This window comes from Pseudomonas sp. HY7a-MNA-CIBAN-0227 (assembly GCF_040310325.1).
Classification (GTDB): domain Bacteria; phylum Pseudomonadota; class Gammaproteobacteria; order Pseudomonadales; family Pseudomonadaceae; genus Aquipseudomonas.
The window spans coordinates 32,785-53,753 of the sequence record NZ_JBEOPT010000012.1 but is presented as its reverse complement, the minus strand read 5'-3'; the positions used below and the strand labels follow the sequence as shown (position 1 = coordinate 53,753).

The 20,969-nt window shown below is 60.6% G+C and carries 17 protein-coding genes; 7 read left to right on the top strand and 10 right to left on the bottom strand.

Annotated features, from left to right (window positions below; genetic code table 11):
- From AAEZ06_RS19530 to AAEZ06_RS19520, 3 genes are all read right to left on the bottom strand, one after another.
- Positions 1-1,299, bottom strand: coding sequence for an NAD(P)/FAD-dependent oxidoreductase (locus tag AAEZ06_RS19530; RefSeq protein ID WP_350615750.1), 1,299 nt, complete (start codon positions 1,297-1,299; stop codon positions 1-3).
- Positions 1,296-2,384, bottom strand: a complete 1,089-nt coding sequence (locus tag AAEZ06_RS19525; protein WP_350615748.1) for a polyamine ABC transporter substrate-binding protein — start codon at positions 2,382-2,384, stop codon at positions 1,296-1,298. The genes AAEZ06_RS19530 and AAEZ06_RS19525 overlap by 4 nt, the downstream gene beginning before the upstream one ends.
- A 79-nt stretch (positions 2,385-2,463) precedes the next feature.
- A complete protein-coding gene (locus tag AAEZ06_RS19520; RefSeq protein ID WP_350615746.1) occupies positions 2,464-3,822 on the bottom strand; it encodes a glutamine synthetase family protein in 1,359 nt (452 codons plus the stop codon).
- Between the two features lie 162 nt (positions 3,823-3,984).
- Here AAEZ06_RS19520 and AAEZ06_RS19515 point away from each other — a divergent pair, with 162 nt between their 5' ends.
- Both AAEZ06_RS19515 and AAEZ06_RS19510 read left to right on the top strand, forming a co-directional pair.
- The gene (locus AAEZ06_RS19515) at positions 3,985-4,896 is read left to right on the top strand and encodes a helix-turn-helix domain-containing protein (protein ID WP_350615744.1); all 912 of its coding nucleotides are present in this window, start codon (positions 3,985-3,987) and stop codon (positions 4,894-4,896) included.
- 213 nt (positions 4,897-5,109) lie between these two features.
- The gene (locus AAEZ06_RS19510; protein WP_350615742.1) at positions 5,110-7,314 is read left to right on the top strand and encodes a TonB-dependent siderophore receptor; all 2,205 of its coding nucleotides are present in this window, start codon (positions 5,110-5,112) and stop codon (positions 7,312-7,314) included.
- Here the strand turns inward: AAEZ06_RS19510 and AAEZ06_RS19505 are convergent, their stop codons facing one another.
- The 4 genes from AAEZ06_RS19505 to AAEZ06_RS19490 all read right to left on the bottom strand — a co-directional run bounded on the left by AAEZ06_RS19505 (position 7,315) and on the right by AAEZ06_RS19490 (position 11,073).
- On the bottom strand, positions 7,315-7,752 hold the full coding sequence (locus AAEZ06_RS19505) for a carboxymuconolactone decarboxylase family protein (RefSeq protein ID WP_149413153.1): 438 nt from the start codon (positions 7,750-7,752) through the stop codon (positions 7,315-7,317).
- 123 nt (positions 7,753-7,875) lie between these two features.
- Entirely contained in the window at positions 7,876-9,318 is a 1,443-nt protein-coding gene (locus tag AAEZ06_RS19500) for a mechanosensitive ion channel domain-containing protein (protein WP_350615740.1), read from the bottom strand.
- 126 nt (positions 9,319-9,444) lie between these two features.
- A complete protein-coding gene (gene ycaC / locus AAEZ06_RS19495; RefSeq protein ID WP_350615738.1) occupies positions 9,445-10,071 on the bottom strand; it encodes an isochorismate family cysteine hydrolase YcaC in 627 nt (208 codons plus the stop codon).
- A 135-nt stretch (positions 10,072-10,206) separates the two neighbouring features.
- Positions 10,207-11,073, bottom strand: a complete 867-nt coding sequence (locus AAEZ06_RS19490) for a pirin family protein (RefSeq protein ID WP_149413155.1) — start codon at positions 11,071-11,073, stop codon at positions 10,207-10,209.
- 106 nt (positions 11,074-11,179) lie between these two features.
- Here AAEZ06_RS19490 and AAEZ06_RS19485 point away from each other — a divergent pair, with 106 nt between their 5' ends.
- Positions 11,180-12,088 (top strand): LysR substrate-binding domain-containing protein, encoded by a 909-nt coding sequence (locus AAEZ06_RS19485; protein ID WP_149413156.1) that lies wholly within the window; start codon positions 11,180-11,182, stop codon positions 12,086-12,088.
- 82 nt (positions 12,089-12,170) lie between these two features.
- Here AAEZ06_RS19485 and AAEZ06_RS19480 read toward each other — a convergent pair whose 3' ends face one another.
- Together AAEZ06_RS19480 and AAEZ06_RS19475 are read right to left on the bottom strand one after the other, a co-directional pair.
- Positions 12,171-13,406, bottom strand: coding sequence for a M20/M25/M40 family metallo-hydrolase (locus tag AAEZ06_RS19480; protein ID WP_149413157.1), 1,236 nt, complete (start codon positions 13,404-13,406; stop codon positions 12,171-12,173).
- A 68-nt stretch (positions 13,407-13,474) separates the two neighbouring features.
- The gene (locus AAEZ06_RS19475; protein ID WP_350615734.1) at positions 13,475-14,533 is read right to left on the bottom strand and encodes a diguanylate cyclase; all 1,059 of its coding nucleotides are present in this window, start codon (positions 14,531-14,533) and stop codon (positions 13,475-13,477) included.
- A 241-nt stretch (positions 14,534-14,774) separates the two neighbouring features.
- On the opposite strand from AAEZ06_RS19475, the gene AAEZ06_RS19470 reads away from it, so the two are divergent.
- The 3 genes from AAEZ06_RS19470 to AAEZ06_RS19460 all read left to right on the top strand — a co-directional run bounded on the left by AAEZ06_RS19470 (position 14,775) and on the right by AAEZ06_RS19460 (position 19,059).
- On the top strand, positions 14,775-16,163 hold the full coding sequence (locus tag AAEZ06_RS19470; RefSeq protein ID WP_350615732.1) for an amidase: 1,389 nt from the start codon (positions 14,775-14,777) through the stop codon (positions 16,161-16,163).
- Between the two features lie 95 nt (positions 16,164-16,258).
- A complete protein-coding gene (locus AAEZ06_RS19465; protein ID WP_256666205.1) occupies positions 16,259-17,611 on the top strand; it encodes a citrate-proton symporter in 1,353 nt (450 codons plus the stop codon).
- 101 nt (positions 17,612-17,712) lie between these two features.
- Positions 17,713-19,059 (top strand): OprD family outer membrane porin, encoded by a 1,347-nt coding sequence (locus tag AAEZ06_RS19460; RefSeq protein ID WP_350615729.1) that lies wholly within the window; start codon positions 17,713-17,715, stop codon positions 19,057-19,059.
- A 60-nt stretch (positions 19,060-19,119) separates the two neighbouring features.
- Here AAEZ06_RS19460 and AAEZ06_RS19455 read toward each other — a convergent pair whose 3' ends face one another.
- The gene (locus AAEZ06_RS19455) at positions 19,120-20,025 is read right to left on the bottom strand and encodes a LysR family transcriptional regulator (protein WP_350615727.1); all 906 of its coding nucleotides are present in this window, start codon (positions 20,023-20,025) and stop codon (positions 19,120-19,122) included.
- Positions 20,026-20,188: 163 nt separating this feature from the next.
- Between AAEZ06_RS19455 and AAEZ06_RS19450 the strand changes: the two genes are divergently transcribed.
- Positions 20,189-20,959, top strand: coding sequence for a FadR/GntR family transcriptional regulator (locus AAEZ06_RS19450; RefSeq protein WP_149413160.1), 771 nt, complete (start codon positions 20,189-20,191; stop codon positions 20,957-20,959).
- The last annotated feature ends 10 nt before the right edge of the window (positions 20,960-20,969 follow it).

Sequence of the window (20,969 nt, the reverse complement as noted above, 5' to 3'; positions counted from 1 at the left end):
TCAACGCAACATCTCCCGCAGCCGATACCACAACATCCCCAGCGCCAGCAGTGGCGAGCGCAACGCCTTGCCGCCGGGGAAGGTCATGTGTGGCACCCGGCTGAAAATATCCAGGCCCTGGCTGTGCCCGGCGTGAATACCTTCGGCCAACAACCGCGCGCACCAATGAGTAACGTTAAGGCCATGGCCGCTATAGCCCTGGGCGTAGAACACATTGGGGTATTGGTTGAGCCGCCCCACCTGGGGAAACCGATTGGCGGTGATGCCGATCTTGCCGCCCCACTGGAATTCAATGGCGGTGCTGGCCAGTTGCGGGAAGACCTTGAGCATCTTCGGCCGCATGTAAGCGACGATATCTGCCGGGTCACGACCGGAGTAATGGCAGGCACCACCAAACAACAAACGGCGATCTGCCGAAAGCCGGTAGTAATCGAGCCCGACCTTCTGGTCACACAACGCCAGGTTCTGCGGGATCAACTGGCTAGCTACTTCAATCGATAACGGTTCGGTAGCGATGATATAGCTGCCAGCGGGAAGCACCTTGCCACTCAAGCGCGGCTCCAGGTCTTCCAGATGCGCATTGCACGCCAGCACCAGGCTGCCCGCGCGCACGGTGCCAAACTCACAACGCACCTGCACCGTATCGCCATGGATCAATTCCAGCACTGGGGTGTTTTCGAAGATTCGCACACCAAGGGATGCAGCGACGCGGGCCTCCCCCACAACCAGGTTCAGCGGATGCAGGTGTCCTGAGCCCATATCCACCAGGCCACCGGCATACAAACCCGAACCCACCACCTGCTGTATATCCTGCGGTCCCACCCGCCGGGTTTCATGGGCATAACCCAAGGTTGCCAAACTCTCCAGCTCACCCTGAAACGCCGCGAACTGCGCTGGCGTGTTGGCCAGTTCGCAAAAGCCCCAGCGCAAGTCGCAGTCTATGGCGTGTTCGCGGATGCGCTCGCCCACCAGCGCCACCGAATCGATTCCCGCCTGTTGCAGGTAACGCACGCCCTCCTCGCCCACATAGCGGGCAAAACCGGAGACGTCATGGCCGATTCCGCGTATCAACTGCCCGCCGTTGCGCCCGCTGGCGCCCCAGCCAATACGCCGGGCTTCCAGCAGGATCACCGAAAGTCCGCGCTGAGCCAACTCAATGGCGGTGTTGATCCCGGTAAAACCACCGCCGATCACGCAGACATCGGCGCTCAGGTCAGCGTCCAGTGATGGACGCCGGGGCATGGCGTTGGCCGAAGCAAGGTAGTAGGACCGGGCGTGGTCTGAAGACGAGAGATTCATTGATTGGACTTCACTTTGCTCCAGCCGCGGGTCATCACACGCATGATCGCCGGGCTTGGGGTGGTCGATATGTAGAGTTTGTCGAGCACTTCCTGGGGCGGGTACACCTCAGGATTGTTCACCAATTGCGGGTCCATATAGGCCTTGGCTGCCGGGTTCGGGTTGGCATAGCCGACGGAGGCGCTGACCTTCGCAATCACCTGCGGGTCCAGCAGGTAATTGATAAAGGCATGGGCTTCTTTCGGGTTGGCGGCGTCCGCCGGGATGGCCAGCAGGTCGAACCACAGGTTGCTGCCTTCCTTGGGAATCGAATAGGCAATGTTGACGCCGTTATTGGCTTCCTTGGCGCGGTTGGCGGCCTGGAACACGTCACCGGAGTAACCGAAGGCCACGCAGATGTCGCCGTTGGCCAGGTCGGAGATGTACTTGGAGGAGTGGAAATAGGTGATGTACGGCCGCAGGGTCAACAGCTTGGCTTCGGCCTTTTTGTAGTCTTCAGGACTCTCACTGAGCGGGTCCATACCCATGTAGTTGAGGATCGCCGGGAACACTTCATCCGCCGAGTCAAGTACAGCCACGCCGCACTGGTGGAGCTTCTTCAGGTTCTCGGGTTCAAACAACACCGCCCAGGAATCGATATGGTCGATGCCCAGCACCTGCTTGACCTTGTCGACGTTATAGCCAATGCCGTTTGTGCCCCACAGATACGGCACCGAATGCGCGTTGCCCGAGTCGTTTTTCTCCAGCAGCGTGAGCAGTTTTGGGTCCAGATTCTTGTAGTTCGGCAACTGCGAGCGGTCCAGTTTCAGAAACGCCCCTGCTTGTACCTGGCGCGCCAAAAAGTGGTTGGATGGCACCACCACGTCATAGCCGGTGCGGCCCGCCAGCAGTTTTCCCTCCAGGGTTTCATTGGAGTCGAACACGTCGTAGATCACCTTGATCGAGGTCTTGGCCTGGAAGTCGACCAGGGTGGTCTCGCCGATGTAGTCGGTCCAGTTGTAGACGCTGACCGTTGGCGCGGCCTGGCTCGTAGCGCTGAACAACACCGCCAAGGCCAGTGGAAGAAGCTTTTTCACACGACGCATATCGAGACCCCTTTGCATGATTTTATTGTTATGTAATCGCCCACCTACGACGACAAGCTGTCGAGGCGTGTTTAGGGCGTTAGACGCTCAGCAACAAAAACTCGCGCTCCCAGGAACTGATCACCCGCTTGAAATTCTCGTGCTCGGCACGCTTGACCGCGACGTAGCCACGGACAAACTTGTCGCCCAGGTACTGCTTGATGGTTTCGCACTCTTCCATCTTTGTCAGGGCGTCTTCGAGGGTGATCGGCAGGCGCATACTGCGCCGCTCGTAGGCTCGGCCTTGCACTGGGGGGCTCGGCTCGATCTTTTCGATCATCCCCAGGTAGCCGCACAACAGGCTCGCGGCGATGGCCAGGTACGGGTTGGCGTCGGCTCCCGGCAGGCGGTTTTCCACGCGCATGGCGTCGGGGCTGGAAGTGGGGACGCGCAGGCCGACGGTGCGGTTTTCTTCGCCCCACTCGACGTTGACCGGCGCCGACGTCTCCGGCAGGAAGCGGCGGAACGAGTTCACATTCGGCGCAAACATCGGCAGCAGCTTGGGGATGTACGTCTGTAAGCCGCCGATGTAGTGCAAAAACAACTGGCTCATCTTGCCGTCATCGTCGACAAACACCGGCTTGCCGGTGGCGATATCCACCACGCTCTGGTGAAGGTGCATGGCGCTGCCGGGCTCGTCCGCCACCGGCTTGGCCATGAAGGTCGCGGTGACGTTGTGCTTGAGCGCCGCTTCGCGCAGGGTGCGCTTGAACACGGTGATCTGGTCTGCCAGGTCGAGGGCGTCGCCGTGGCGGAAGTTGATTTCCATCTGCGCCGGGCCGTCTTCGTGGATCAGCGTGTCGATGTCCAGGCCTTGGGCTTCGCACCAGTCGTAGACGTCTTCGAACAGCGGATCGAATTCGTTGGCGGCGTCGATGGAAAACGACTGGCGGCCGCTTTCCGCGCGACCTGAGCGGCCTAGCGGGGTTTTCAGCGGCAGGTCCGGGTCTTCGCAGCGCTGGGTCAGGTAGAACTCCATTTCCGGTGCGACAATCGGCTGCCAGCCCCGGTCGGTGTAGAGCTGCAAGACCTTTTTCAGCACGTTGCGCGGCGACAGTTCGATGGGGTTGCCATGCTTGTCGAAGGTGTCGTGAATGACGATGGCAGTGGGCTCAATGGCCCACGGTACGACGTAGGTGGCGTTGGATACCGGGCGGCAGATCATGTCGATACCGGCCGGGTCCAGCAGGTCGTAGTAGATGTCGTCGTCGACAAAGTCCCCGGTGACCGTTTGCAACAAGACACTTTCCGACAGGCGCATGCCTCGCTCATGCAGGAACTTATTGGTGGGTGCAAACTTGCCGCGTGCGATGCCAGTAAGGTCACTGATCACGCATTCGACTTTGGTAATTTTGTGTTCTTTCAACCAGTCGGACAGCTGATCGAAGGGGGTGTGCATAAAGACCTCGGTATAGGTTTGAAAAGCGCCGGCAGTTCGAGCAGGCTCCAATGGCCCACTTCCCCCGCAGCGCGTTGAGGTCTATCTTGAGCCCGCAGCTCGACGGCATCTATCCACTTTTCGCCAACCATAACGCACCAATAGAGTGCGCCCAGGTTACCCATGACACAGGCAACAGCTTTGCGCGTACAGGCCTTCACCACCGGTGATGTGGCCGCTCAATGCAGTGCGACACCCGGCTGGGTGCAGCAGTATCAGCAGATGTCCCCGGGGCATTTTGCCGGGCATATTCGCTATCTGGACCTGCAAGGGGTCCATGTGTACGAAGAGCGGATGAACACGCGGGTGGAGCAAAGTTTCAACGCGCCGCCGGGTTCGTTGGCGTTCTGCTTCGATGGCAGCGACAACGCGCTGTATATGCTCAATGGCGAAAGCCGCAACATCTGGATCACGCCGGAAAACTACCGTGAAGTGGCGGTGGTATTTGGCCCGCAGTTTGTCCAGAGGCATGCCCTGGACGTTGCGAAACTGGAAGGGCTGTTCATGGCCCCGCTTAATTCGCTGCAAAACGCCTTGTTCAGTCGCTGGCTCAGCACAACGCTTACTCGCTTGTCACAAGTAATCGATGCGCCCAGCTGCGACGCCCTGACTCAGCAGTTGCTGGACGATTGCCTGTTCATTCTCGATAACGCTTGCGTATGCCTGGACAAGGGTTCGTTTCAGCGCCGTACCGAAGAGCGAATCATCATGGCGCGGATCGGTGAATGGGCGGCGGATGTTCCTGATGAAACCGTCAACCTGATGGAGCTGGCGCACATTGCCGGGGTGCCGTTGCGCCAGTTGCAAAACGGCTTCAAGTCCTACACCGGAATAAACCCGGCGCAATGGTTGAGACTGCGGCGGCTGAACAGTGCGCGGCGGGAACTATTGAATCCGCCGTCAGTGGAGACGACCGTGACCGAGGTGGCAATGAAATGGTCGTTTTGGCATTTGGGGCGGTTTTCCAATAGTTATCGGGCGTTGTTCCAGGAGTTGCCGAGCGAGACCCTGAAGCGCCACCAGAAACTTCGGTGACATGCTATCCAGTGCGCAGAAGATCGTTCCCACCCTCTGCATGGGAACGATCAATTTCGGAGAAACACCATCATCAACAGATGTACCGAGGTGATGCCATCGCAGCATCAGTGTCTACACAGCTTCGAAAGCAGGAACTCTCGAAAACTTGTAAACCAGCGTCGTTATGCCTAGTTTAAGCGCCCTTCGCTCTGCGCTCTCAGGCCTTCCCCCATGGTTTTGCGTTTTCGTCCTGCCGTTACCTCGCGTTTTGCCCTTGATGTGCTCACCCTTGGCCTGCTGCTCAGCGGCGGCATGAGCAGCAGCCTGGCCGCTGAAATAGAGCTGCCAGCGGTAAAAATCCAGGGGCAGGACACGTCCAGCTACCAGAACGACACCGCCTCGGTGGGCGGTTTCGACGAAGCGCCGTTGCTGGACACGCCCTCCTCGATCGCGGTGTTCAACGAATCCTTGATCAAGGATCAGCAGGCGCGCTTGCTCAGCGAAGTGCTGCGCAACGATGCCTCGGTCGGTGAAAGCTATGCGCCCATCGGCTATTACGAAAATTTCGTGGTGCGCGGTTTTTCCCTGAATGCCGCCAGCAGCTACAAAATCAATGGCCGCACCATCACCGGCGAGCAGAACGTCGCCCTGGAAAACAAGCAGCGAGTGGAATTACTCAAGGGTTTGTCGGGCCTGCAAAGCGGGATTTCCGAGCCCAGCGGCGTGATCAACTACGTAACCAAGCGCCCGGAAGATGTGCGTTCGGTGACGGTGTCCACCGATGATCGTGGCAGCGGCTATATCGCTACCGATGTCGGTGGCTGGTTTGGCAGCGAGCAGCAGTTCGGCCTGCGAGCCAACGTCGCCCATGAAGACCTCAACTCCTATGTCGAACACGCCAATGGTCAGCGGGATTTCCTGTCCCTGGCGTTTGACTGGAACATCAGCCCCGACGCGGTGCTGCAACTGGACGCCGAGTATCAAAACAAGGAGCAGCGTTCGGTGCCGGGGTATCAGTTGCTTGGCGGTACCGAAGTGCCCCACGACACTTCGCCGAAAAAGCTGCTGGGCCATCAGAGCGGCGCCAAGCAGGTGGGCATCGATTCGCTGAACCTCAATGGCAAGTTCGAGTACCGCTTCAGCGATCAGTGGAAAGGCAGTGTCAGCGCGGCCCGCAGCAAGGTGGTGATTGATGATTACAGTTCGTTTGCCTGGGGTTGCTACGGTTCGACCAGCTGCTCGGCGGCCAAGGTACCGAACTACTTCAGCCCCGAAGGCAACTACGACATCTACGACTTCCGCAGCCCCGATGACACCCGGCGCAATGATGAAATCCAGGCGGCAATGACCGGGTTGTTCAACACCGGTGGCCTGGGGCATGAGCTGACGTTTGGGACCAGCGCGTTTCGGCGGGTTGTAGACAAGCGTGAACCGATCAATTTCATGAGAAATATGCTGCCTGACGGCACAGTGCTCGGCACGGGTAATATCGATCATGACCCAGAAAACTTCCCGGCTTACGACGGCCCACTGAACGACAGCCACCGCCGCCTCGACAGCCGCCAGTACGGTCTGTTCGTCACCGACCGCATCAGCTTCAACGAGCAATGGCAGACCGTACTGGGTGGCCGCGAAGTACGCCTCGACGAACAGGCCTACGACAAGGATGGCAACGAGTCCCGCCATACCCAGCAATATGTATTCCTGCCTCAGGCGGCGCTGATCTACAAGCCGATAGAAAACCTGTCACTGTACACCAGCTACAGCAAGGGCCTGTCCCTGGGTGGCGAAGCACCGTGGTTTGCCCTCAACAGTTTCGAAACCCTCGCCCCAACCGTCTCCCGGCAAATCGAAGCCGGCGTCAAATACGACTGGCGCCGCATCAGCTTCGCCGCCGCCGTTTTCCAGACCCGCCAGGCCTACCAATACGCCAAGCCGGATGCAGCCGGCGACTACACCTACGTCCAACAGGGCGAACAGAAAAATACCGGCCTGGAATTGTCCGCCAACGGCTGGGCCACATCGCGCTTGCAGATTGCCGCCAGCGTGGCGGCGATTCGCGCCCGCGTCAGCGGCAGTGGCACGCCGGAGTACGAAGACCATCAGGCGATCAACGTGCCCAAGCTGCGGGCCAGCCTCTACGCCGACTACGCCCTGCCCTGGGTCGATGGCCTGGCCGTGCTCGGTGGCGTGCAATACAGCGCCAGCAAGTACGCCAATCGCACCGGGCAAGTCGAGGTGGGGGATTATGCAGTGGTCAATATCGGCAGCCGCTACAGCACGCGCATCGACGGCTATGAAACGGTGTTCCGCCTGAGCGTCGACAACCTGTTCGACAAGCGCTACTGGCGCGACGCGGGCGAGTACATGGGCGATGACTACCTGTTCCAGGGCGCACCGTTGACGGCGCGCTTGAGTGCGTCGGTTAACTTCTAACTATTTAGGCATCTTGCGAAAGCCCACTGCCAGGCGATTCCAGCTGTTGATGGTGGCAATGGCCACGCTCAGGTCGACTTGCTCTTGCGGGCTGAATTCGGTGCTGAGCAACGCGTAATCTTCATCCGAAGCATGAGTCTGGCTGATCAGGGTCAGGCTTTCGGCCCAGGCTAGGGCCGCACGCTCGCGAGGGGTGAAGAATGGCGTTTCGCGCCAAGCCGAGACGGTGTACAGACGGCGTTCGGTCTCGCCGCCCTTGCGGGCATCGGCGGTGTGCATGTCCAGGCAGAAGGCACAGCCATTGATCTGCGAGACGCGCAGGCGTACCAGTTCCAGTAGCGGCAGTTCCAGAGAGAGTTTGCCGACCGCGGCTTCGAGGGCGAGCATGGCCTTCATCGCGTCGGGGGAAGCGGTGTAGAAATCGGTACGAGCTTGCATGGTGATGCTCCAGGACAGTGGGGATTGGTGACCAGCTTAGTCACCTCACAGGCGTGGACAAATAGCCAATTCGGACGAAGAACAGGTAGCCAATGCAAGCCCAGGCTGCTACGCAAATCAGAGTCAGGTGCGGCTGCGCAACCACTGCATAAAGCCCTTTTTCACCGGCACCACAGGGCTTTCCTGAGTCAGGTTCTGCGCTGCGTGCAAGCGGAAATCCAGCAGGTTTTTCATCGCCTCGCTGATGTCGTGGCGCGCGTCCAGGCACGGCTTGAGGTATTCCTTTTCAATACGGTACAGGGTGCAGTAGGTCTTGGCGGTGAAGTCCGCCTGCATGGCCTGGTCCGACAGTATCCCGCCCTCCCCAATCACTTCGCCCGGCCCCATGCGACCCGCTTCAAACTTGTGCCCGGCCTTGCTCAGGATCACCGAAATCACCCCGGATTCGATGATGAACAGGTGATCGCTGATCTCGCCTTCAGGCAGGATCATGTCGCCGGCGCGGAAGGTTTGCAGGGTCATGTTCTGGCTGAAGGTTTCTTTCTCTTCCTGACGCAGGGTGGAGAAAATATTCGAGCTTTCCAGCAGCGCCCGTGCTCGGGAAGTGGGAGCAGGCGTGGCGCTTTCGGCGGATGACAGCAAGCTCACCCCCGCCGCCTGCAAGTGCCGATAAGCCAGGTCGTAGAGCTGGTTGCGCACCTCGCGCTTGAGGGTCATGGCGGGCACGAAACCGCTGATTTCATACTCCACGCCACCGCTGGCGGAGGTCTTGAAGGCAACGCTGGGCGCAGGTTTGGCCAGCAGCGGCCGGCAGCCTTGCATCGCCCGCTCCAGGGCATCAAGGACGGTTTGTGGTCGCGCATGGGGGCTGACTTGCAGGCTCACCGCCAAACCGAACATGTCCGCTGGGCGCGAGAAATTGATGATCTTGGCCTTGGCCGCCAGCGAGTTGGGAATCACTGCCATGCTGCCCTGGGAGGTTTGCAGGCGCGTGGCGCGCCAGTCGATATCGGTGACGCGGCCTTCGGTGCCGTCGATGGAGATCCAGTCATCAAGCTGATAAGGCTTGGTGGTATTGAGCACAATCCCGGAAAACACGTCGCTCAAGGTACTTTGCAAGGCCAGGCCGACGATGATCGCCACGGCGCCGGAGGTGGCCAGCACACCCTTGACCGGCAGGTCGAGCACGTAGGCCATGGCGGCGATGATGGCGATCAGGAAAATCACCGCGCCCATCAGGTCCTGCAACAACCGCCCGGTGTGGCCGACCCGTTGCATCATCAGCGCACCGAGCAACACCGTGAGAGTGCGCGCGGCAAACAACCACCAGCCGATCTGCAAGGCCGTGGCGGCCAAGTGCAAGGGCGTGTTGTCGGCATAGGGCGCGACCAGCATCGGGTTCATGCCGTCGTTGAACAACACGGCGCTGAATACGGCAAAGATCACCAGCCGTGCCGCCAACTTCCAGTTGCCGGGGTTGACGGAGAAAAGGCGCCAGACGGCGATGTCGATGAGGATCAACGCCACGGCGCAGAGCATCGGGTGATCGGAGATAAATGAGAGCATCCAGGCGACTCCAGGGCGAATGGGGTGAAGATCGCATGAAAAGCGGATGGCGGGTATAGGGCCAGAATGCAAATACCCGCCATCGCGCAAAACAGTGTGGAAGCTGGTTGAGACGGCAGTGTTGTTTTATTTGGCGCCAGTCAAGGCGTTGTAGCTGGTAAACAGGTTGCGATAGTCCGGGATGTGGTTGGCGAACAAAGCCCCCAAACCTTCCACATCGTTGCGCCAGTCGCGATGGAGCTCACAGGCCAGGCCGAACCAGGTCATCAGTTGCGCGCCGTTGGCCGACATGCGCTCCCAGGCCGAATGACGGGTGATTTCGTTGAAGGTGCCGGACGCATCCGTCACCACAAACACCTCAAAACCTTCCGCCAGGGCCGACAGCGCCGGGAATGCCACGCACACTTCCGTCACCACGCCCGCAATGATCAGCTGTTTCTTGCCGGTGGCCTTGATCGCCTTGACGAAGTCTTCGTTGTCCCAGGCATTGATCTGGCCTGGGCGGGCGATGTACGGCGCATCCGGGAACAGCGCCTTGAGTTCCGGCACCAGCGGGCCGTTGGGGCCGGTTTCGAAGCTGGTGGTGAGGATGGTCGGCAAGTTGAAGTACTTGGCCAGGTCGGCCAGGGCCAGCACGTTGTTCTTGAACTTGTCCGGTTCGATGTCACGTACCAGGGACAGCAGGCCAGCCTGATGATCAACCAGCAGAACGGCGGCGTTGTCCTTGTCGAGACGTTTGTAGGCTGTAGTCATGGGGTAGTCCTCGTTTCAGTGGTTATGCCGAGTCGGTTCGGCGTGGGTGAATCGGGTGCCGCCGGGTGCCGCCCACCAAAAGGTCGGCGCACGCAAGATTAAGGAGTAAAGGCCATCTATGGCCCCGGCGAACGCTTATCCGTGCATCTGGCCGAACTGGCCGGACTGGAAGTCGGCGAAGGCCTGGTGGATTTCCTGCTCGGTGTTCATTACGAACGGACCGTGGCCGACGATAGGCTCGTCGATGGGCTCGCCGCTGAGCAGCAGGACCATGGCGTCGTTGTTGGACTCCAGGCTGATCTGATCGCCATCGCGTTCAAACAGCGCCAATTGCCCTTCGCGCACCAGTTCCGAACCGTTGACCTGCACCGTGCCCTTGAGCACTACCAGGGCCGTGTTGCGTCCGGCGTGCAGGTCCAGGGTCACGACCTTGCCGGCGTTGAGTCGCACATCCCACACGTCAATCGGCGTGAAGGTGCGCGCCGGGCCTTGGGCTCCGGCAAATTCGCCGGCAATCAAGCGCAGGCTGCCGGCACCATCGGCCAGAGGCAGCGACGGGATATCGCCGTCGAGGATGGTCTGGTAACCGGCGTCGGCCATTTTGTCCTTGGCCGGCAGGTTGACCCACAACTGGACCATCTCCAGCGCGCCGCCACTGCGGGCGAAGGCCTCGGAATGGAACTCCTCGTGGAGAATCCCCTTGGCGGCCGTCATCCATTGCACATCGCCCGGGCCGATTTTGCCACCGGCGCCGGTGGAGTCCCGGTGCTCGACTTCGCCCTTGTAGACGATGGTCACGGTTTCAAAGCCGCGATGAGGGTGCTGGCCTACGCCACGACGTTGTTCGGTGGGGGTGAAGTCGGCAGGACCGGCGTGGTCCAGCAACAGGAACGGGCTGATGTGCTTGCCCATGGTGTCGTAGGAAAACAGGGTGCGAACCGGAAAGCCGTCGCCCACCCAATGGCCTCGCGGGCTGGTGTAGATACCGATGATATTTTTCATGGTGTGTCTCCAAATGGGTGAAAGCAGTTCATGGACACACCTTAAATCCGTTACCTTTTCAGCACTAGACAGCAAAAATGACCCTTAGCGTTCTATTTGGAGAACGATGGTGGAAGACCTCAACACCCTCTATTACTTCACCCAGGTGGTTGAACACCGTGGTTTTGCAGCGGCAGGCCGGGCGCTGGGCATGCCCAAGTCCAAGCTCAGCCGACGTATTTCGGAGCTGGAAGAGCGCCTGGGTGTGCGCTTGATCAACCGCTCCAGCCGCCATTGTTCCCTCACCGAGATCGGCCAGGCCTATTACCAGCGCTGCTTGGCGATGCGCGTGGAAGCCGAAAGCGCCGCCGAAGTGATCGAGCGCAACCGTTCCGAACCCCAGGGTATCGTGCGTCTGAGCTGCCCCACCGCCCTGCTCAACTCCTGGGTCGGGCCGATGCTGACTCGCTACATGCTCAAGTATCCGCTGGTGGAATTGCATATCGAGAGCACCAACCGGCGGGTCGATGTGATCCACGAAGGCGTTGATGTCGCCCTGCGCATCCGCTTCCCGCCACTGGAAAACACCGATCTGGTGATGAAGGTGCTGGGCAACAGCACCCAGTGCCTTGTGGGCAGCCCGCTGTTTGTGTCACACCTGTCGAACCCACCGCTGCCGGCCGACCTCAATGGCTTGCCGAGCCTGCATTGGGGCTCGGGGCAGCGGGAGTATCAGTGGGAGTTGTTTGGTGAGAACGGCGCCAGTGCGGTAATCCGGCATTTCCCGCGAATGATCACCGATGACCTGCTCGCCCTGCGGCATGCGGCGTGCGCCGGTGTCGGCGTGGCGCACCTGCCCAGCGTGGTGGTGCGCGAAGACATCGCGGCGGGCCGCTTGGTGAGCCTGATTCCCGGCTGGTCGCCGAGAACCGGGATCGTCCATGCAATCTTCCCGTCACGCCGGGGCTTGTTGCCGTCGGTGCGCACCTTGATCGATTTTCTTGGCGAAGCGTTTGTGCAAAGCGATATGGCGTAAACAGGTATCCACCTCTATGACGGTCACCGCTCGCGTAGCTAATGACGAGTCTCAAAAGATGAGTAAGTACTTATTCTTCATATCAGCGCCTGGAAAGCTCCATGATCATCCGGCTCAACAGGTAAATCCGCGGCGCCACGCTCTCCACTTCGGCATATTCCTCTGAAGTGTGGATATTGCCCCCGACAATCCCGAAACCATCCAGCGTCGGCGTGCCCACGCCTGCCGACAGGCTGGCATCCGCCGCACCGCCGCTGCCTTCGATGGTCAGCTTGCGGCCCAACTCGCCATAGATACCTTGGGCGATGGCCACCAACTTGTCCGACTCCGGCGTTTGCGGCATCGGCGGCAAGCCGCGTTGCAGGGTGGTTTTAACTTCGGTTTCCGGAATCAATTTATTGGCCGAAACCCGCGCAAGATCCTTCTCGATGCGATCAAATTCTTCCGGCAACGCCGCTCGCACGTCAGCCTTGGCGATGGCCTGATCGGGGATCACGTTGGTGCGGTCGCCAGCCTTGAGCACGGTGAAGTTGATGGTGGTCTTCTTCTCCTCGTCCCCCAGCTTGCCCAGTTGCAGGATCTGGTGCGCCACTTCCATCGCCGCGTTGCGACCCAGTTCCGGCGCGACACCGGCGTGAGCGGCCTTGCCCTTGACCTCGACCACGGCGGTGGCGCTGCCCTTGCGCCAAACCACCAGCCCATCGGCCGGGCGACCCGGTTCCAGGTTGAGGGTGACGTCGTGGGCCTTGGCGGTTTTTTTGATCAGATCGGTGGCGGCGTCGGAGCCGGTTTCTTCGCTGGCGTCCAGCAGGAAGGTGATCTGCGCGTAGTCCTTGAAGTTCTGGTTTTTCAGCACTTTCAAGGCATAGATCCCGGCAACGATGCCGCCCTTGTCGTCCATCACCCCTGGACCGTAGGCGCGGCCATCCTTGATATGAAACGGCCGCTCGGCCGCCGAACCTTCCTTGAACACGGTGTCCATGTGCGCCATCAGCAGGATTTTCGCTTTGCCGGTGCCCTTGAGGGTGGCGATCACATGGCTGTTGTTGGCGGCAGCATCCGGCACCAGTTCGATGCTGAAACCGAGTTGCTTCAGCTCATCGACGGCGATGTCCCGCACTTGGGTCAGGCCGGGTTCGTAGCCGGAACCCGAATCGATATTCACCAGGCGCTCCAGCAGTTTCAGGGCATCGGCCTTGTACTGTTCGGCATCGGCCTGGATCAGTTTGTGAGGTTCGGCGCTGAAGGCCGGCATTGCCAAGCCAAAAGACAGCACCAGGGTGGCGGCCAGTAAGGTGCGGTGAAAATTGAAGGTCATGAACCGATCCTTGTTTTTGTTGGAAGGTAGCGCCACACCCTACCTGACAAAAGCCGGTTTGTTGATCCTCAAACCGACCTCAGCCAACTCCCCTGCACTGCACTGACCCGATTACGCCCGCTGCTCTTGGCCTCGTACAACGCCTGGTCGGCATCGTTGAGCCAACTGGTGGCATCGTCGTGAGACGGTTGATACGGCGCCAGGCCGATGCTCAGGCTGGCGCGCAAAGTCGGGTCCTGGGCGTAGCCGAGGGAACTGAAGCGGTCGCGCAAGGCCTCCATCACTTCGGTGGCGCGGCCCAGGGGCATGTCCGGCAGAATCACGCAAAACTCATCACCGCCATAACGCCCGGCCAAGTCAGTGGCCCGCAGGTTCTGGCGCAGCACTTTGCTCAACTGGCGCAGCACAATATCGCCGGTGACATGGCCGTAGGTGTCATTGATGACCTTGAAGTGATCGATGTCGATCAAGGCGATGGCGGCGCCCTGCTGCTCTTCGCGGCAGCGTTGGAACTCGATTTCCAGGTGGTCTTTCCAGGCACCGTGATTGAGCAAACCAGACAGGCTGTCAGTGCGACTCAGGGCCAGAAACTCGCGTTTGTGCTGGGCCAGGGTGATGGCCTGGCGGTAACAAATCCAACCCAGGGCCAGGGGATAGATCATCAGGATCGGCAGGCAGGCGTAGAGCTGGGTTTCGCTGGTCAAGGCGATGAATGTCGGGGTGAATATCAACATCGACACGCCTATCCCCAGCGCCTGGGCCAGCCAACCGATGAGCATGAACCGTGGGCCGCCGATGGCGACGTTGTTCATGGTCATCATCGACAAGGTGGTGACACTGGGCAGCGGATTGAACTGCATGGCAGCGACCCAGAAACCACCGCAAAACGAATCGAACAGCAGGTTACGGTGCTCGGTACGCAGGGAGTTTTTGGCGCGGCGCGACCATTGGTAAGCCAGGTGCGGCCAGACAAAGGCGTTGATGATCATCCAGGCCCAGACCCAGTTGGGTGGGGCCAATGGATACATGCCGGCAACCACGCAGATAAACCCGAGGCTCAGCCCAAGGCCGCGGGATTTGTACAGGCGTTTGGCGAGCGCAAGTCCTTTTCCTCCTGTAGCTGGCATGGTCTCGTTGATCCTGGATGAATGCAGGAAGTCTATCAGGGCAACGGCCAATAGCCACTACCGCTCAGAGGGTTAATCACCGCTGAGATAGGCGTGCCGACTTGCTTGCGCCACCCCGAGTGCACACAAAAGCGCAACACCGCCCTGCCTCGTTTGTGATGGCCGATCCCCCAAAGGGTTTATATAGTCCAGACCAATAGCCACCCGCCATGAGCCCAGGCCCATCCCAAGGAAGCGCTCGATGACTGATCTGCACACCCTCACGGCCGCGCAACTGCTGGAGCAATTCGCCAGCCGGCAACTGTCCCCCATCGACTACTACGACCACCTGCTGGCCCATATCGATCGTTGGGAACCAAAAATCCGCGCCCTCTACGCCTTCGACCCGGGCCAGGTCCGCCAGCAGGCCCAAGCCTCCACCGAGCGCTGGAACAAAGGCCAACCCAATGGCGTACTCGACGGCGTTCCCATCACCGTCAAGGAACTGATCGCCACAAAAGGCACCTCGATCCCCCTCGGCAGCGCCGCCACCCGACTCACGCCGGCCCTGAACGATGCCCCACCCGCCGCACGAATGCGCGAAGCCGGCGCCATCATTCTCGCTAAAACCACCGCCCCCGATTTCGGCATGCTCTCCTCCGGTCTGTCGAGTTTCCACGGCATCACCCGCAACCCGTGGAACATCGCCAACAACACCGGTGGTTCTAGCTCCGGCGCCGCCGCTGCCGCCGCTGCCGGTTACGGCCCGCTGCACATCGGCACCGACATCGGCGGCTCGGTGCGACTGCCCGCCGCCTGGTGTGGCCTGGTGGGTTTCAAACCGACGCTGGGACGAATCCCCATCGACCCGTATTACACCGGCCGCACCGCCGGCCCCATGACCCGCACGGTCGACGACTGCGTATTGATGATGCAGCACCTGGCCCGCCCCGATGCCCGCGACGCCACCAGCCTGCCGCCGCTCACCACCGAGTGGAGCAACCAGCCGCTGTCGGTCAAGGGCCTGCGTGTCGGTTTGATGCTCGAACCCGGTGCCGGTCTGCAACCGGAGGGGTTTGTCTGCGAGGCGGTCGAGCAAGCCGCACGGTTGTTTGAGGCCCATGGCGCCAAAGTCACGCTGATCCCACCGATCATGGACCGCGCACAACTCGACGGCCTCGACCACTTCTGGCGCGCCCGGCAATGGGGCGATTTGTCGGCCTTGAGCAGTGAGCAGTTCGACAAAGTCTTGCCCTATATCCGCGACTGGGCCGCACCGGGCGCCGACATCACGGGCGTGCAAGCCGTGCAGGGCTTCAACCAGACGTTCGAAATGCGCCGCCGCGCAGCGCAAGCGTTCAGCGATCTGGACCTGATCCTCTCGCCCACCAACCAGGTCAATGCCTTCCCCGCCGAGTGGCCGTCGCCGAGCAATGACCCGCAACAACCGTTCGAGCACATCGTCTTCACCGTGCCGTGGAATATGGGCGAACAACCCGCACTGTCGATCAACTGCGGTTTCGCCGCCGACGGCATGCCCATCGGTTTGCAAATGGTCGCACCGCGCTTCGCTGATATCTGGCTGCTGCAAATTGCTAAAACCTATGAGAGCTGGCGTGGCGCAATCCACCACTGGCCGAACCCGTCCTGACTTTAATGCTGTAACTGAACTGCCCACCCACACGCCTGTTCCTCGGCCACCCGGCCGGGGTCTGGACGACTTATAACTAAAATCGAGGGGCTGGTATGCACACTGAACAATTGACCCGATCCGATCCGGATCAGACACCCGAAACACCGTCCCCGGACGCTGGCAAAAAGAGCATCTTTGCCGTGGTGCTGGGCAACGCGGTGGAGTTTTTCGACTTTGGTGTGTACGCAACTTTCGCGGTGATGATTGGCCACACGTTTTTCCCCTCCGACAGCGCCTTCGTCAGCTTGATGCTGTCGGTCACAGCCTTCGGCATCGGCTTTATCGTACGGCCGTTGGGCGCCGTACTGATTGGCGCCTACGCCGACCGTGTCGGGCGCAAACCGGCGATGTTGCTGACCCTGGTGATGATGGCTGTGGGCACCGGCAGTATTGCGATCTTGCCCGGCTACGAGACCATTGGCATCGCCGCGCCGATCCTGCTGGTGGTCACCCGCATGATCCAGGGCCTGGCCTGGGGCGGTGAAGCCGGCCCCGCCACCACTTACATCCTGGAAGCCGCACCGCCACACAAGCGCGGCACTTATGCCTGTTGGCAAGTGGTCGCCCAAGGCGTCGCGGCGATGGCTGCAGGCCTGGTGGGTTATACCCTGACCAAAGTCATGTCACCCGAAGACCTCAACAGCTGGGGTTGGCGCGTGCCTTTCGTGTTCGGTCTGCTGGTGTTGCCCATCGGCATCTACATCCGCCGCAACCTGGCAGAAACCTTCCACGGCCACGGCGAGCAGACCAGCACCGGCGAGCTGGTGCGGGAAGTCTGCGGCAAGCATCGGCGGGCGCTGGTGCTGGGCTTGCTGATCCTCTCCGGCAGCACCATCACCCAGTACTTCCTCAACTATATGACCACCTTCGCCCTCACCGAACTGAAGTTGCCCACCAGCATTTCCATGCTCTCCACCCTGGTGGCCGGGGCGGCGATGGCAGTGTGCGCAATCGCCGGCGGTATACTCTGCGACCGCTTCGGCCGCCGCGTGATTCTGATGACGCCACGGGTGGTGTTGCTGCTGATCCTGTTCCCCGCGCTGCAACTGATGACCGAACACCCCAGCCCTTCGACCTTCCTCATCACCCTGGCCGTACTGTCGGGCCTGCATGGCATGAGTGGCGCGGCGTTGATCGTGTTGCTGGTGGAGAGCTTTCCCAAGTCGGTACGTTCCACCGGTTTCTCCATCGTCTACGCCTTCGGCGTGGCGGCGTTTGGCGGCACCGCGCAGATCATCATCACCTGGCTGATCGGCACCACCGGTGACCCGATGTCGCCGGTCTGGTACTTGCTGATCGCCAACGTGGTGTGCCTGACCGCCGCCTGGTTTGCCAAGGAAACCCGGCCATCGCTGCCTGGCCAATCGGCCCGCGAAACCCGGCTCACAGAAGCCCCGGTTCGCTGATACCGCTTCCCACTGTCCCGCGTCTTTTCGCCACTGACCGGTCGAGCCCATGGGTTTGGCCGGGACGGTCGCCTTACGTCTTATTTGTGTGGGGATTCACCATGTATCCACGTCTTTTGCTGGCCGTCACCCTGGCCACAAGCACTCAGGCTTTTGCTCAAGAGAATGCCCAGGCCAGCGCGCCCGGTTTTCTTGAAGGCAGCACCCTGGACCTGAACCTGCGTCACTACTACTCCAACCAGCACACAAAGCGCACCACCCGCCTGAGCATCAAGAAACCCGGCGGCATCGAGCCGACCCGCGTGCGGGAAACCTGGGTGCAGACCAGCATGCTCAAGTACAGCTCCGGCTACACTCAGGGCCTGATTGGTGTCGGTGTGGACGTGGGCGTATTCAGCGCGGTCAACCTGGAACGCGGCCATGGCAAGGTGGCCAATGGCGGCGACCGCGTGCTGGTGGACAGCGACGGCGACGCCATCCCGACCTGGAGCCGGCTGGGGGTGGGCGATGTGCGCTTTCGGCTGTCCAGCACCGAACTCAAGGCCGGCCGCCTGATGACCGACAACCCGATTCTGCGCTACAAGGACAACCGCGCCCTGCCCTCCAGCTTCCAGGGCATGGGGCTGTACAGCAACGAACTGGATTGGCTGTCGATTCAAGGCGGCAGTTTCGACCGGGCGATCCCCCGTACCAGCACCGGTGCCGAACGCCTGACCACCACCTTCGGTAACCGCGCCTACAGCGGTGCGCGCATCAGCTACCTGGGCGCCACGATCAAGCCGGGCTATGGCCTGGAAGCCAGCCTCTACGGCTCGCGCTTCGAAGATATGTGGGACCAATACTATGTCGGCCTGACTCACCGCATCGGCGACAAATCCGACCTGGCCCTGAAGACCGCCTTCAACTACTACCACACCCGCGATTCTGGCAAGCAACGCCTGGGCTACATCGACAACAACGCCGCCAGCCTGGCCGTCACCGCCACCCACCAGGCCCATAGCCTGACCCTGGCCTGGCAGCAGGTATTCGGCAACGAGTACTTCGACTACGTGTGGGAATCCACTGGCAACTACATGGCCAACTCGCTGTACTCGGACTACAACGGCCCCAACGAAAAGTCCTGGCAACTGCGTTACGACATCGACCTGGCGGCCTACGGTGTTCCCGGCCTGACTGCCAGCCTGTGGCACGCCAAGGGCTGGGGCATCGACGGTACTCACTACGACGGCGACCGCAATGGCCACAACACCGGCTACAACGTGCGCGGCCTGGACAATGCCAAGCACAACGAAAACGGCCTGATGCTGGCCTATGTGGTGCAGTCCGGAAAACTGAAAAACGCCGTGCTGCGCACCATCGTCTACAACCACCGCGCCAGTGGTGGACAGATTGATGGCAGTTACGATGAATTCCGGCTTGTCGGCAACTTCCCGATCAACCTGTTCTAAGTCGAGCCCGTCAGCCGTCGACAGGCTGACGGGCATCGAATGGCGCACCAAATTGATGACTCATTCCACCAACGCATAGCGCTGCATGGCACTGGCCAACATCTCCTGGCACTTGAGCACCGCCACCGAGCGGGGGCGATTGCGGTACACACACAGGTCGATGCGAATCCGGCCCAGGTATTCATCGGCAATCGGCACTGCCACCAGACCATCCCCCAGGTCCCGCGCCTCGGCATCTACCTGGGGCAGGATCAACACTGCCGCCCGCTGCCGGGCCAGGCTTTTCTGCACTTCCAGGGAACTGGTGGTGAACACCGCTTCAAGGGTTACTCCACGCTTCCTTGCCGCCACTTCCAGGGCCTGGCGCGCGCCATAGGCGGAGTCGGGAATCGCCAGGGGTTGGCCTTCCAGTTCGCTCAATTCAATGCTGTCGCGCTGGGCGAAGGGATGCTCGGCGCTCACCAGAACCCGGTGCCACAACTCACATTGTGCGGTGACTTCGACGTCGGCCCGCTCCTGCAGGTAGAACGCCAGCCCAAGGTCGGCCTCACCGCTGCACAAGGCATCGAGGGTGGCTGATGCACTGGCGATGACGATATTGAAGGTGACCTTGGGATGAGCGCGATAAAACGCGGCGAGCACTGGCGCCAGCACGGTGGAAACGATACTTTCTGACACATGGATGCTGATATTACCCGCCACCTGGCTTTGTCGGCTAGCGATCACATCACGCACTTGATCGAGGCCGCGCAGTGTGGACGTTACCTGTTCGGCCAGGCATTCGCCCTCCACCGTCAAACGGATACCTCGGGGCCCGCGCTCAATCAGGGCGGCACCAAAGAAGTGCTCCAAGTGCTCGATCTGCCGGCTCACGGCCGTCGGCGTGACGTACAACCGCTCAGCCGCCTTACGCAACGAAGCGCAGCGCGCGACCTCGTGGAAATACCGCAAGGCTCGTAATTGCATGGTCGGGTTGCTCCTGCATAAAGACTGAGCAGTGAAGGGAGGCAATTACTGCGCCAGACCTGTTTGCGACCCTTCTTGACTGAAAACGACCCCTGCCGTTGACGCCCCTCGCCAACCCCTATTAAGTGCTATTTATCCGCATTAATACGATAAATAGAAAACCATGCTCAGCCGCCCCCTGCGACGCAAACGCCAGAAGCTTTCCGATGTGATTGTCGAGTCGGTCAAGCGCTCCATCGTCACCGACGCCCTGAAGCCCGGCGACCGCTTGCCTACCGAGCGTGAGCTGATGGAAAGCTTCCAGTGCTCCAAGGGTTCGGCCCGTGAAGCCCTCAAGGCGCTGGAGGTCGAAGGACTGGTCAGCACCCGCACCGGCCCCAGTGGCGGTGCCTATTTGAATCAGGCCGGCACCGAGCCGGCCAGCCGCGCCTTGCGCAATTACCTGCACTTCCAGCATCTGGATGGCGAGCAGGTCTATCAGTTGCGCAAGGTCATCGAGGTGGAACTGGCCGTGTCGGTGCTCGGTCGCTTGAGCGAAGACGACTATCGCGCCCTCCAAGACAACGTGGATTTTTGCAGCGCACCGGAAGACAGCGAAGCCGGCCAGCGTGAACAGCGCCTGGCGGAACTGGAGTTCCATAATCTGCTGGCCCGTGCCTGCCCCAATCCGCTGCTGAGTTTCATGGCGCAATTTCTCAACGATTTACTGCGCGACCTCGTGGTGCTGAAAAAAGCTTACAAGCCCAAGCGCAAGCAGTTCGACGCTGCCAACCTGGACTATCACAAGCAGTTGCTGATCGCTTTTCGCGCCGAAGATGAAACCACCGTGCGCACCTTGATGCATGAGCACATGTGCGACGCCGAACACCACATGACCGCGCTCGAAGGCCAAGTCAGCCCGCATTTTCTACTGGAGTTCGATCACAACCACTGACCCCGTTTTA